At 63.3% G+C, this 12,735-nt stretch carries 13 protein-coding genes; 9 read left to right on the top strand and 4 right to left on the bottom strand.

Annotation, left to right across the window (positions count from 1 at the left end; translation table 11 throughout):
- Window positions 1-7 precede the first annotated feature (7 nt).
- Together BM194_RS16870 and BM194_RS16875 are read left to right on the top strand one after the other, a co-directional pair.
- On the top strand, window positions 8-1,372 hold the full coding sequence (locus BM194_RS16870; protein ID WP_092849183.1) for a Na+/H+ antiporter family protein: 1,365 nt from the start codon (window positions 8-10) through the stop codon (window positions 1,370-1,372).
- A 99-nt stretch (window positions 1,373-1,471) separates the two neighbouring features.
- Window positions 1,472-1,789: a hypothetical protein gene (locus BM194_RS16875; protein ID WP_092849186.1), complete on the top strand. Its 318-nt coding sequence runs from the start codon at window positions 1,472-1,474 to the stop codon at window positions 1,787-1,789.
- Window positions 1,790-1,843: 54 nt separating this feature from the next.
- Here BM194_RS16875 and BM194_RS16880 read toward each other — a convergent pair whose 3' ends face one another.
- Window positions 1,844-3,199 carry a uracil-xanthine permease family protein gene (locus tag BM194_RS16880; RefSeq protein WP_092849188.1) on the bottom strand — a complete coding sequence of 452 codons (1,356 nt, stop codon included), beginning with the start codon at window positions 3,197-3,199 and terminating at the stop codon, window positions 1,844-1,846.
- A 593-nt stretch (window positions 3,200-3,792) separates the two neighbouring features.
- Between BM194_RS16880 and gcl the strand changes: the two genes are divergently transcribed.
- The 5 genes from gcl to BM194_RS16905 all read left to right on the top strand — a co-directional run bounded on the left by gcl (window position 3,793) and on the right by BM194_RS16905 (window position 9,312).
- On the top strand, window positions 3,793-5,571 hold the full coding sequence (gene gcl, locus BM194_RS16885) for a glyoxylate carboligase (RefSeq protein WP_092849191.1): 1,779 nt from the start codon (window positions 3,793-3,795) through the stop codon (window positions 5,569-5,571).
- A gap of 33 nt (window positions 5,572-5,604) precedes the next feature.
- Window positions 5,605-6,381: a hydroxypyruvate isomerase gene (hyi, locus tag BM194_RS16890; RefSeq protein WP_092849194.1), complete on the top strand. Its 777-nt coding sequence runs from the start codon at window positions 5,605-5,607 to the stop codon at window positions 6,379-6,381.
- Between the two features lie 99 nt (window positions 6,382-6,480).
- Entirely contained in the window at window positions 6,481-7,368 is an 888-nt protein-coding gene (locus BM194_RS16895; protein ID WP_092849196.1) for a 2-hydroxy-3-oxopropionate reductase, read from the top strand.
- 123 nt (window positions 7,369-7,491) lie between these two features.
- Complete coding sequence (locus BM194_RS16900) at window positions 7,492-8,802, top strand: glycerate kinase type-2 family protein (protein ID WP_092849198.1); 1,311 nt, start codon at window positions 7,492-7,494, stop codon at window positions 8,800-8,802.
- A 243-nt stretch (window positions 8,803-9,045) separates the two neighbouring features.
- Window positions 9,046-9,312 (top strand): hypothetical protein, encoded by a 267-nt coding sequence (locus BM194_RS16905; protein WP_092849201.1) that lies wholly within the window; start codon window positions 9,046-9,048, stop codon window positions 9,310-9,312.
- Between the two features lie 85 nt (window positions 9,313-9,397).
- Here BM194_RS16905 and BM194_RS16910 read toward each other — a convergent pair whose 3' ends face one another.
- Together BM194_RS16910 and BM194_RS16915 are read right to left on the bottom strand one after the other, a co-directional pair.
- On the bottom strand, window positions 9,398-9,940 hold the full coding sequence (locus BM194_RS16910; RefSeq protein ID WP_340148087.1) for a CAP domain-containing protein: 543 nt from the start codon (window positions 9,938-9,940) through the stop codon (window positions 9,398-9,400).
- Window positions 9,941-9,944: 4 nt separating this feature from the next.
- Complete coding sequence (locus BM194_RS16915; RefSeq protein ID WP_092849205.1) at window positions 9,945-10,433, bottom strand: pyridoxamine 5'-phosphate oxidase family protein; 489 nt, start codon at window positions 10,431-10,433, stop codon at window positions 9,945-9,947.
- A gap of 182 nt (window positions 10,434-10,615) precedes the next feature.
- On the opposite strand from BM194_RS16915, the gene BM194_RS16920 reads away from it, so the two are divergent.
- Together BM194_RS16920 and BM194_RS16925 are read left to right on the top strand one after the other, a co-directional pair.
- A complete protein-coding gene (locus BM194_RS16920) occupies window positions 10,616-11,242 on the top strand; it encodes a LysE family translocator (RefSeq protein ID WP_092849264.1) in 627 nt (208 codons plus the stop codon).
- A 69-nt stretch (window positions 11,243-11,311) separates the two neighbouring features.
- Window positions 11,312-11,542 (top strand): YMGG-like glycine zipper-containing protein, encoded by a 231-nt coding sequence (locus tag BM194_RS16925; RefSeq protein WP_143097617.1) that lies wholly within the window; start codon window positions 11,312-11,314, stop codon window positions 11,540-11,542.
- Window positions 11,543-11,574: 32 nt separating this feature from the next.
- On the opposite strand, the gene BM194_RS16930 is transcribed toward BM194_RS16925, so the two are convergent.
- Window positions 11,575-12,612 carry a LacI family DNA-binding transcriptional regulator gene (locus tag BM194_RS16930; protein ID WP_177223451.1) on the bottom strand — a complete coding sequence of 346 codons (1,038 nt, stop codon included), beginning with the start codon at window positions 12,610-12,612 and terminating at the stop codon, window positions 11,575-11,577.
- Between the last annotated feature and the right edge of the window lie 123 nt (window positions 12,613-12,735).

A 12,735-nucleotide genomic window follows, 5' to 3' on the forward strand; every position in this document is an offset into this window, starting at 1 on the left:
AATACCGATGAATGCAATCGTTCTGGCCATCCTGGTGATGGTCGCCTTGAGTCTTGCCCGCGTTTCCGTGGTCTTCGCCCTGATCGTTGCCGCCCTGGTCGGCGGCCTGGTCAGCGGCATGAGCGTTTCCGACGTGCTCGTCGCCTTCAACGACGGTCTCGGCAACGGTGCCACCATCGCCCTGGCCTATGCCACGCTGGGCGCCTTTGCCGTGGCCCTGTCACGCTCGGGCATTACCGAACTGCTCTCCGCCAAGGCCATCGACCGGCTGCAGCTGGACCGCGGCACCCCGCACCGCACCCGAATCTACTTCGCCCTGCTGGGCATTCTGCTGATCGCCGCGATCTTCTCGCAGAACCTGATTCCCGTGCACATTGCCTTCATCCCCATTCTGGTGCCGCCGCTGCTCAAGCTGATGAACCACCTGCACATGGATCGTCGCGCCGCGGCCTGTGCCATCACCTTCGGCATCACCGCGCCCTACATGCTGTTGCCAGTCGGGTTCGGGGCCATCTTTCTCAACGACATCCTGCTGAGCAACGTCAATGACGCCGGCGCCGCCATGGGGTTGAACGTGACGCCCGACATCGTGCCGCTGGCCATGCTGCTGCCCATTGGCGGCATGGCACTGGGTCTGGTCGTGGCGCTGACCCTGAGCTACCGGCGTCGGCGCGACTACGAGGACCGCGACCTGTCGCACAGCGACCAGCGTCATGCCCAGGTCGCCGCCAAGGTCGAGACCGCCAAGCGCCTCGCCCCGTGGCAGAAGGCCGTGCTGGTGATCGCCATTGTCGGCGCCCTGGTTACCCAGCTGGTCTTCGACTCCATGGTGCTGGGCGGCATCCTCGGCTTCGCCATCCTTTCGGTCAGCGGGGTGTTTCGCTGGCGTGAGCAGGACGACATTTTCACCGAGGGCATGCGCATGCTGGCCCTGGTGGGATTCATCATGATCACCGCGTCCGGCTTCGCCGGCGTGATGCAGGCCACCGGCGAGGTCGAGACACTCGTGCAGAGTTCGGTGGAGGTGATCGGTGACAACCGAGGTCTGGCCGCCCTGATCATGCTGCTGGTGGGCCTGTTCATTACCATGGGCATCGGCTCGTCGTTCTCGACCATTCCCATCATTGCCTCGCTGTATGTGCCATTGGCGCTCAGCTTCGGCTTCTCGCCGATGGCCACGGTCGCGCTGGTCGGTACAGCAGCAGCACTCGGCGATGCGGGCTCCCCCGCCTCGGACTCGACGCTGGGCCCCACAGCCGGACTCAACGCCGATGGCCAGCACGATCACATCTGGGAAACCTGTGTGCCGACCTTCCTGCACTACAACCTGCCATTGATCGCCTTCGGCTGGGTTGCAGCGATGATCCTCTAGCCGCGCTCACGACATGCCCGGCCCTGGAAGGCCGGGTTTGCCTCACAGTGCAACGGCACTACAGTGAAAGGGACGCATTCATTCAGGGAGGAAACGTCCATGCAACGTCATTGGCTTACGCTCATGGCAGGATCGGCGCTGGTCATGTCGATGGCTGCCACGACCCATGCCCAGGAAAGCGATGAAAGCGACTTCGCCTTCTGGGACACCGATGCTTCGGGTGACATCAGTCGAGAAGAATGGGATGGTGGCATTGCCAACATCCGTACCGGAATGCAGGCCGAGGATGGCGGCAACGAGGACGACCGGGCGCTCTACAACACCTACCGGGACTACAACGAGGTCGACCTGAACGACGACGAGCGCATCGACTCAGACGAGTTCGAGCGCTTCCAGGACAGCCTGGAGAACCAGTGATGGCTTTGCCGGGACGGCTCGCCCGCCCCGGCATTCCCGCCGTCTGCCTCGCTGTTACTCGCTCAGCTTGATCTCGATCTGGCGACGCTCTTCCTCTTCGTCGGCCAGCGACTTTCTGGGCAGGATCAGGTTGAGACCGAACGCCACCGCTGCCGCCACCACGATGGGCGACCCGCCAAGCACCAGTTGCAGTGTCTCGGGAAACCGGGCAATGGCTTCGGGCATGGCGTAGATGCCCATGCTCAATGCCAGCGACAGACTGGCGATGGTCAGGTTACGCGCGGACAACTCATCCTTGATGATCAACTGGATGCCGGTCATGGTGATCATGCCGAACACCAGCACCGTCGCCCCGCCCAGCACCGGAAAGGGAATGGTGGTCATTAGGGCGCCGAACTTGGGAATGAATCCCGCCACCAGCATGAACACCGCCGCCAGGGCCAGCACGACGCGGCTGATCACCTTGGTCATGGCGACGATCCCCACGTTCTGACTGTACGACGAGGTCGGCAGGGCACCGAAGAACGAGCCAATGATGGTGCTGAAGCCATTACCCAGCAGCCCGCCTGACAACTCCCGGGTATCCAATTCACGGTTCATGCCGCCGACCGTGGTCGCCGACAGGTCGCCAATGGTCTGTACGGAGTTGACCACGCAGATGATCACCATCGAGACGATGGCTGCCGTGTGGAACTCGAGCCCGAAGGCCAGCGGACGCGGCGCGGTGAACCAGGGCGCCTCGTCGATGGGACTCAGGTCGACCAGGCCGGCGTTCATCGACACCAGGTATCCCGCACCGATGCCGCAGATGATCGAGGCCAGCTTGAGAAACCCGCTGCAGAACTGCGAGACGAACAGCACCACCAGCAGCGTACCCAGGGCGATGCCCCAGTTGAGCGGCGCGCCGAACGACGGGCTGCCGATACCCCCCGCCATGTAACCGATGGCAATGTCATAGAGCGACAGGCCGATGACCAGTACCACGCTGCCGGCGACCACCGGGGGGAACAGGTTGCGGATGCGCTTGGTGAACAGACCGACCAGCATCATGGCGACACCGCCCGCGACCTGGGCACCCAATATGCCACTGAGCCCGTACTGGCTACCGATCGCGGTCAGGGTCGGTACATAGGCGAATCCCACACCAAAGATCGCCGGCAGACGCGCACCCAACCTGCCGATGGCATAGAGCTGGATGAGCGTCGAGATCCCGGAAAAGATCAACGAGATCTGGATCAGGGCCATCTTGTCCTCGAGCGGCGCGTCGACGGCGCCAACGACAATGATGGGCACGGTCACCGTACCCATGATCATGGCCAGGATATGCTGGAGCGAGAGCGGCAGTGCCTTGGTCAGGGGCGGCTTGCCGTAGAAGTCGAAAACCGACGTGCAGGACTTGGTTGTGGACATGGTATTGGGTCCGGCTTGTTAATTGTGTACTCGGATCAACTCAAAGCGTATTCACAATAAACGACCATATCCACAAATCTTTGTATACCAAATGGTCAAAAAGAAAAAACCAGCCAACCGGTCACGCGCAGCTATCGCTCATCGAACGCGCCCCGGTCGGCCGGGCATGATTACGCCGACGCCTTGTTTCAAGCGGCTTCCAGAATGATTCACGACATTACTCCCCTTGCCTTTTACCAAGCGGATATTGCGTCTGCGGGATGCCACTGAAGGCGCACGTACTTAGACCAAAGAATGACCACTGGCGACAAGCAACCGACCACTGTCGCCACTTCCACATTAAAATAATAATTTCCATTTTATGAAAAATGACTAACAGGCTAGCGATAACTCGGCAAACGACAGGTCATCGTAGATAAATTTTAAAAAATCCTTTTTAAACATAAGGATAAATTCAAGCTTCCAAAGCATTTCAGCCTATGCCATGCTGGCCATGAAAATTATTTGGAAATATTTTCCATAAATATTGACAGGCAAGAAGAGGCCGCCTAGCTTTTGTATACAACAACAAACGTATCCAGGAGGATTCGGTCATGGCCAAGATGACTGCCGCAGAAGCTGCCGTGCATGTGTTGCGCAAGGAAGGCATCGAGGTCGCCTTCGGCGTCCCCGGTGCCGCCATCAACCCGTTCTACGCCGCCATGCGCAAGATAGGAGGTGTGGATCACGTGCTGGCACGCCACGTCGAGGGTGCCTCGCACATGGCCGAGGGCTACACGCGTACCCGGGCCGGCAACATCGGGGTCTGCATCGGCACGTCCGGCCCTGCCGGCACTGACATGATCACCGGACTCTACTCGGCGTCGGGCGACTCCATCCCGATCTTGTGCATCACCGGCCAGGCGCCGCGCGCCCGGCTGCACAAGGAGGATTTCCAGGCGGTGGACATCCAGGCCATTGCCGGACCGGTCACCAAGTGGGCGGTCACCGTGCTGGAGCCTGCCCAGGTGCCGCGCGCCTTCCAGCAGGCCTTCCACCTGATGCGCTCGGGGCGCCCCGGCCCGGTCCTCATTGACCTGCCGATCGACGTGCAGATGAGTGAGATCGAGTTCGACCTCGACACCTACGAGCCCCTTCCGGCCTACAAGCCCACCGCCTCGCGCGCCCAGGTCGAGAAGGCGCTGGACATGCTCGAGGCGGCTGAGCGACCGCTGCTGGTCGCAGGAGGCGGCATCGTCAACGCCGACGCCAGCGACCTGCTCGTCGAATTCGCCGAGCTGACCGGCGTGCCGGTGGTGCCGACCCTGATGGGCTGGGGCACCATCGCCGACGACCACCCGCTGATGGCCGGCATGGTCGGCTTGCAGACCTCGCACCGCTACGGCAATGCCACCCTGCTGGCGTCGGATTTCGTGCTCGGCATCGGCAATCGCTGGGCCAACCGCCACACCGGCTCGGTGGAAACCTATACCCGTGGCCGCACCTTCGTGCATGTGGATATCGAGCCGACCCAGATCGGGCGCGTGTTCGGCCCCGACTACGGCATCGTCTCGGATGCCGGCGCGGCGCTGGCCCTGTTCGTCGAGGTAGCACGCGAACGCCAGGCAGCCGGAAGACTCAAGGATCGCGGCGACTGGGCCGAGGAATGCCGTGAGCGCAAGCGCCGACTGCTGCGCAAGACCCACTTCGACAACGTGCCGGTCAAGCCCCAGCGCGTCTACGAGGAGATGAACAAGGCGTTCGGCAAGAACACCCGCTACGTCAGCACCATCGGTCTCTCGCAGATCGCCGGCGCCCAGTTCCTGCACGTCTACAAGCCGCGCCACTGGATCAACTGTGGCCAGGCCGGGCCGCTGGGCTGGACCGTACCCGCCGCGCTCGGTGTGCGCCGCGCTGATCCCGAGGCCGAGATCGTGGCGTTGTCCGGTGACTATGACTTCCAGTTCATGGTCGAGGAACTCGCTGCCGGGGCGCAGTTCAAGCTGCCCTATATCCATGTGCTGGTGAACAATTCCTACCTGGGGCTGATCCGCCAGGCCCAGCGTGGCTTCGACATGGACTACTGCGTGCAGCTGTCGTTCGAGAACGTCAACTGCCCCGAGATCAACGACTATGGCGTCGATCACGTGTCGGTGGTCGAGGGCCTGGGCTGCAAGGCGCTGCGCGTGACGCGCCCCGAGGAGATTGCCGGTGCCTTCGCCCAGGCCCGGGATCTGATGCGGGAGCATCGCGTGCCGGTGGTGGTCGAGATCATCCTCGAGCGGGTGACCAACATCGCCATGGGCACCGAGCTCGACGGCGTCAACGAGTTCGAGGCGCTCGCCGAGGAGGCGGACGATGCGCCGACCTCCATCGCCTCGCTCAGTGAATGACAACGACACAGCGCAATAATTAAGGAGACCGACATGCCCAAGTTTGCCGCCAACCTCAGCATGCTGTTCACCGAGGAGGATTTTCTCGACCGGTTCCAGGCCGCCGCGGAGGCCGGCTATCGCGGCGTGGAGTACCTGTTTCCCTACGACTATCGCCCGGAGCAGCTCAAGGAGCGCCTGGAGGCCAATGACCTGACCCAGGTGCTGCACAACCTGCCGGCAGGCGACTGGGGCGCCGGCGAGCGCGGCATCGCCTGTCACCCCGACCGGATCGTGGAGTTCCGCGAGGGCGTCGACCGGGCCATCGAATACGCCACGGCGCTGGGCTGTCGACAGGTCAACTGCCTGGCCGGCATCAAGCCCGACGGGGTGAGCGATGCCGATGCCCGCCAGACGCTGATCGACAACCTGCGCTTCGCCGCGCACAAGCTCGAGGCGGCAGGCATTCTGCTGCTCGCCGAGCCGATCAACACCCGCGATATTCCGGGTTTCTTCCTCAACCGCACCGAGCAGGCGCTGGCCCTGTTCGACGAGGTCGGCTCGGACAACCTCAAGCTGCAGTACGACATCTACCACATGCAGGTCATGGAGGGGAATCTGGCCGCCACGCTCGAAAAGTACCTGCCGCGTATCGCGCATATCCAGTTGGCCGACAACCCGGGGCGCAACGAGCCAGGCACCGGCGAGATCAATTACCCTTTCCTGTTCCGGCATCTGGAGCGGCTGGGCTACGACGGCTGGATCGGCTGCGAGTACAAGCCAGCGACCACGACACGGGAAGGACTGGGCTGGATGGAAGGCATTCACTGAGCGAGACCAGAATTGTGCTCACCCTTCGCTCAGGGGCGCCGGGCTACCCCGACGCCAAGAGCAAGGGTGGCCAAGCGACTGTTTGAAAGGAGAACAATCATGAGCAAGATCGGATTCATCGGTTTGGGCATCATGGGCCGCCCCATGGCCGGCCACCTGCTGGATGCTGGCCACGAGCTGGTCACCGTCAAGCGCGACAAGCCGCTGGCCAGCGAGCTGGCCGACAAGGGCATGCGTGAACTCGACTCGCCGGCGGCCGTGGCCGAGGCCAGCGAGGTGGTCATTACCATGGTGCCGGACACGCCCGACGTCGAGCAGGTGCTGTTCGGTGAGGGCGGCGTCATCGAGGGGCTTCAGCCCGGCACGCTGGTCATCGACATGAGCTCCATCGCCCCGCTGGCCACCCAGCAGTTCGCCCAGCGCATCCATGAGGCCGGCGGCGAATACGTCGACGCCCCGGTGTCCGGCGGTGAGGGCGGCGCCATCAATGCTGCGCTGACCATCATGGTGGGCGCCACCGAGGAAGGTTTTTCCCGCGCCAAGCCGCTGCTCGACATCATGGGCAAGACCATCACCCACATCGGTGGCCACGGTGCCGGCCAGACCTGCAAGGTGGCCAACCAGATCGTCGTCGCCCTGACCATCGAGGCGGTGTCCGAGGGTCTGCTGTTCGCCTCGCGGGCCGGTGCCGATGTCGCCAAGGTTCGCGAGTCGCTGCTCGGCGGCCTGGCCCAGTCGAAGATTCTCGACGTGCATGGCGAGCGCATGATCCAGCGCACCTTCGATCCGGGCTTCAAGATCCGGCTGCACCAGAAGGATCTCAACCTGGCCCTGGAGGGCGCGCGCAGCCTCAACCTGGCATTGCCGGGCACGGCCAATGCCCAGCAACTGTTCCAGGCCTGTGTCGCCCATGGCGGGGCCGACTGGGATCACGCCGGCCTGGTCCGTGCCCTGGAGGCCCTCGCCGACCACGAGATCGCCAAGTAACCCATTCCTGAGCGCTGCATCGCCGGCGAATGCCGACCCGGCGAGTTCCGGTAGCCGCCATCTCCTGCGTGGCTACCGGTTTTTTACGCATGTCATCGTCGCTGTTTGCCGAGAGGTCATGTCATGAATGCCTTCACGCCCTTTGCCAGCCGCGATACCACGCGGACCTGGCTGCTGGACCTTGCTCATTCCGCCATTTCGGCGGTCCACCCGGCCAGCCTGCTTGCCGAACGCATTCCCGAGCCCCCCGTCGGACGCACCGTGGTGGTGGGCGCCGGCAAGGCGGCCGCGGCCATGGCGCAGGCCCTGGAGACGGCCTGGCAGTCCGCGTATCCCGATTCGCCGTTGTCCGGTCTCGTGGTGACCCGCTACGGACATGCCGAAACCTGCCGGCACATCGAGGTGCTGGAAGCGGCGCACCCCATGCCCGACGATCTCGGCGAGCGGGCCGCCCGGCGCATGCTGGAAGCCGTACGTGACCTGAACGAGCACGACCTGGTGATTGCCCTGGTCTCGGGCGGCGGCTCTTCGCTGATGTCGTTGCCGGCGCCAGGCCTGACCCTGCGCCAGAAACAGGCGCTCACCAAGGCACTGCTGCGTAGCGGCGCGCCGATTCGCGAGATCAATACCGTGCGCCGCCACCTCTCGGCCATCAAGGGCGGACGCCTGGCCGCCGCCGCGCATCCGGCCCGGGTGGTCACCTACCTGATTTCCGACGTGCCGGGCGATGAACCCAGCCTCGTCGCCTCGGGGCCAACCCTGCCCGACAATTCCACACCCGCCGACGCCCTGGCCATTCTTGAGGCCCGCCATATCGAGGTGCCCGACAGCGTGCGCCGCCACCTGGTTGCTGACACCAGCGCCCCGCAACGCGGCGATGCCGGCTTCGCACGCGACGAGTGCTGCGTGCTGGCCCGCGCCGCCGATGCCCTGCACGCCGCGCGTGAGCGTGCCGAACGCGCCGGTATCGAGGTGCGAATACTGGGTGACGACCTGGAAGGCGAGGCGCGCGATCTGGGCCACGCCCAGGGGCGCCTCGCCCTGCGCTTGCAGAGCGAGCGTGAGCGCCCATTACTGTTGCTGTCGGGGGGCGAAACCAGCGTCACCGTGCAGGGCGAGGGGCGTGGCGGGCGCAACGTCGAATACCTGCTGGGCCTGTTCGAGACGCTCAAGGGCAGCGAAGGCATCCACGCCCTGGCCATCGATACCGATGGCATCGACGGCTCCGAGGATAATGCCGGCGCGATTATCTCCCCTGACGACTGGCAACGGGCCAAGGCCGCCCGACTCTCGGTGGCAGATTACCTGACCCGCAACGACGCCTACACCTTCTTTGCCGCCCTGAGCGACCTGGTCGTCACCGGCCCCACCCGCACCAACGTCAACGACTTCCGCGCCATCCTGATCCTGCCCCAGGCCAGCCCGCTAGTTTAGGCCACCGTGAGCTTCGCCACGGCGAAGCTCCTTCATCGCCTGGTCACGTGACCGTGCGATACTCCTCTCTATACGGCTGATGCGTATTGACCAGAACGAGTCATACCCTTTCCTGAGGGGAATTTCGCTTGAGCCCCTGCGTTCGGCGGTCTACGTTTAAGTCACCAACATTAACCAAACGTTACCTGGCAGGTGTGTAGACTCGCACGCCGATACAACGATGGAACCCAAGGAGAGGACCGCATGGATCGCAGTCTGACCATCAACGAGGCGTTGGATTACGCTCGCAAGACCTTCGCCCCCTACCCGGTGGCCACCCTGATCAACGAAAAGGACGCGGTGGAAGTCACGGTACAGGTGGACGGCTATGCCGTGCGCGTAGCACATCTGGACAGCGGCTCGACCCCGACCCGTGAAGCCTACCTCGACGCCATCCGCACGGTGCGCACGCACATGCACGTCATCGGCGCCCGCTTCGAAGGCGGCGACACCGGCCTGGACGAGCACTGACCTGGGCATCGACAAGAAAGAGCCAAACAACAAGGCCTGTACCGTTCTATCGATACAGGCCTTTTCTTAAGGGTTAAGGGGCTTTTCAGCGTGGCTGGGCCAATACCTGCGTCCAGTAGGGTGAGTACATCGATCCCGGATCGTCGGCCCTGGCCATGCCCATTTCGGTAAAGGCCGAATTCATGATATTGCTGCAATGCCCCGGGCTGTCCAGCCAGCCCTCGACGACGGCGGCAATCGACGCCTGCCCCGCAGCGATGTTCTCGCCTACCGCCCGCCATACGTAGCCTCGATCGCTGACGCGCTGCTGGATGCCCACGCCATCGGGGCCGGTGTGGCTGAAGTAATCGTTCTTCGCCATGTCCAAGGAATGCGCCTCGGCAGCGGCTTCAAGAGTACAATTCCAAGTCAGCGGTTCTACCGCCGCGAAACGTTCGTCACCGCATTGGCGGGACTGACCGCGTGCCTCGTTGATACGCGACAGCATCTCGCGCTTGCGCTCGGTCAGTTCGCAGGCACCCCGTTCGCTCGCGTCATCACCCGCTGTGTCCTCGCTGGCCCATGCCCCGCTGAACGACAAGAGCCCCAGCAAACCCGCCAGGGCCCAGGGGGCGGAGCGAGTCCGCACGACGTCACCCCCCGAATTTTTCATTCTCGCCCATGTCCGGCGTGGCATCCTTCTTGATATTGGCCTTGGCGATCTCGTAAAGCTGGAACGTCTTGCTCTCCTTGGCCTTCCAGTGCTCGCCCATCTGTACCTTGACTTCCAGCAGCGCCACGTCCGGGTCGTCCTTGCCTTCGGGGAACCAGGCCGCAATGAAGGGGTTCCAATATTTTTCGATCAGCTCGCGGTTATCGGTCAGGTTGGCCTTGCCCGAGAGCGATACATACACACCCTCTTCCTGATCGGAGAAGCTCAGGCAAACGTCGTGATCGCTGGCGGTTTCAAAGACCTTCTCGGCACTACGGCGAGTGTAAAACCACAAGGTGCCGTCGTACTCGTCCTGCACCAGATGCATCGGCCGGGCACGGGGCATGTCGCCGTCCAGCGTGACCAGCATGCCGACCTTGATATCCTTGATCATCTTCCAGATCTTCTGCTTGTGCTCGGGGCTGGACATCGTTTCAACCTCCTGTCGAAAACCTACGGCGAAATGACATGGCGACGCCAATGCATCGCCACATGGCCAGAATCAGCCTAGCTACCCACCTCGACCTCGGCAAACGCATATCGGCATGTCATGCCTCGACATCCGGCCGGACCTGGCCCAAGGTGTCGCTTCTTTTCATTCAGGAACGATTCATGGCTCTTTCGACCTGGTTGCTCTTCGTCACCGTGGCTGCGGTCAGCATCCTCAGCCCCGGCCCGGCCTTTCTGATGGCAGTGCGCAACGGCATGGCAGGCGGTGTGCGTCGCGTGGCGCTCTCATCGCTGGGCAACATCAGCGGCCTGCTGGTGATTGCCAGTGCCGCCGTGCTCGGCCTGGGGGTCGTGCTGACCACCTCCGAAATGCTGTTCATGATTCTCAAGCTGTGCGGTGCCGGTTACCTGCTCTATCTCGGCGTACGCCAATGGCGCAATCCGGCCAGCCTGGTCGTGGCACGCCCCGACACGTCGACGCGAGGCCGCGCGCGTGTCTTCAGCGAAGGTGTACTGGTCGCTCTCAGCAACCCCAAGGCGATCCTGTTTTTCACCGCGCTGTTCCCGCAGTTTCTGGATCCCCGGCTGCCACTCGCTCCGCAGTTCACGATCATGGTCGGCACGTTCATGGTCTTGTCGTTCACCACCCTGATGGCGTACGGCAGCCTGGCCAGACAGATCGCCCGCTGGCTCGGCTCCGCCAGACGGACTCGCTGGTTCAATCGCCTGGTGGGCAGTGCCTTTATCGGCCTGGGTGTCTCGCTGCTGCGCCTGCGCCAACCCGTGTAAATCTCGCCGCGTTGCGCGGCTGTGCTCTACGCTGATAAAGGGATGACACGTCAGGCAAGGAGGCAAACCATGCGTACCATGATGCTGGGCATAGTTATCGCACTGCTGCTCGGCCTGGCCGGCTGCGGCACGACTACCAAGGACAGAGCGCTGAGCGGCGCGGGCATTGGCGCCGCCGCCGGGGCGGGGGCCGCTGCCGTGACCGGCAACAGCATGACCAAGGGCGCCGTGCTAGGGGCGGGCGCCGGCGCGGCCGCGGGCGCCATGACCGACGAAGAGGATATCAACCTGGGCGATTGAGGCCCCGGGTTGGCAAGGAGCTTCATAAGACGCTACGTACTGTCCCGTACCATCAGTTCGAAGCCGATATCGCAGCGTAGCGCCTCCCCCTTCTCACCATCCAGGCGCGCCAGCAGGAACCTGGCCGCCTGGACACCCATCTCGAAGCGCGGCACCGAAACCGTGGTCAGCGCAGGCGTCAGGCATTCGCTGAGCGGCAGGCCCAGATAACCGGCAACGGCGATATCATCGGGCACGCGAATACCCCGCCGGTTGGCCTCGAGAATGGCGCCAGCCGCCAGGTTGTCATTGGTGAAATGGATGGCGTCGAGATCCGGATAGCGCTGCAGGGCCTCCATGAACAGCCGACCTCCGGTCTGGTAGGACGCTGCCTCGTCGTTCTGCAGCAGGCGGCTGCCATCGATGCCGGCCGATTCCAGTATTTCGCGATGGCCTTCGTAACGCTGCAAGGTCCGGTAGTCCCGGTCCATGCGCGACCCCACGTAGGCGATGCGACGATAGCCTTGCTCGACGAGATGCCGGGCCATGCAGCGCCCCACTTCGGCGTTGTCGACACCGACATTGCTGTCGATGCAGGACGCGCCGTATTCCATGATCTCCACCACCGGGCGCTGGCACGCCTCGAGACGCTGGACCGCGCGCTCGCGATGCCGCAGCCCGGCAATGATGATGCCTGACGGCGAATACCCCAGAACCGTATCGATCAGCGCCGCCTCGCGATCCAGATCGAAGTCGGTCGACCCCAGCAACAGTTGGTAGCCGGTGTCTTCCAGGGTTTGCTGGATACCATGGATTACATCAATGTAAGTCAGGATCGATAGTGAAGGCACGATGACCGGGATGACCCGGGTGCCGGCCGAGGCCAGGCCACCGGCAATCAGGTTGGGCACGTAGCCCAGCGCATCCACGGCCTGCTCGACACGCGTGCGCAGTTTCTCCGAGACCTGGTCGGGGTTGTTCATGACACGCGAGACGGTGATCGGCGCCACACCAGCATGCTTGGCAACGTCGCCAAGCGTCACACGCCCCACTCCCTTGTGGCGTCGGCGGCCGCGTTCTGTTTTTCCCATGAGCTGTTTCGTCCTCGCTCGTCCGTGCATGTCGCAGTGTACCCTACGACTAAAGTTCTGGTAGCGCTACCATAGTTCTGGTAGCGCTACCAATTTCGCACTGCTAGCTTTTCTCTAGTGCCG

The organism is Modicisalibacter xianhensis, assembly GCF_900113605.1.
Classification (GTDB): domain Bacteria; phylum Pseudomonadota; class Gammaproteobacteria; order Pseudomonadales; family Halomonadaceae; genus Modicisalibacter; species Modicisalibacter xianhensis.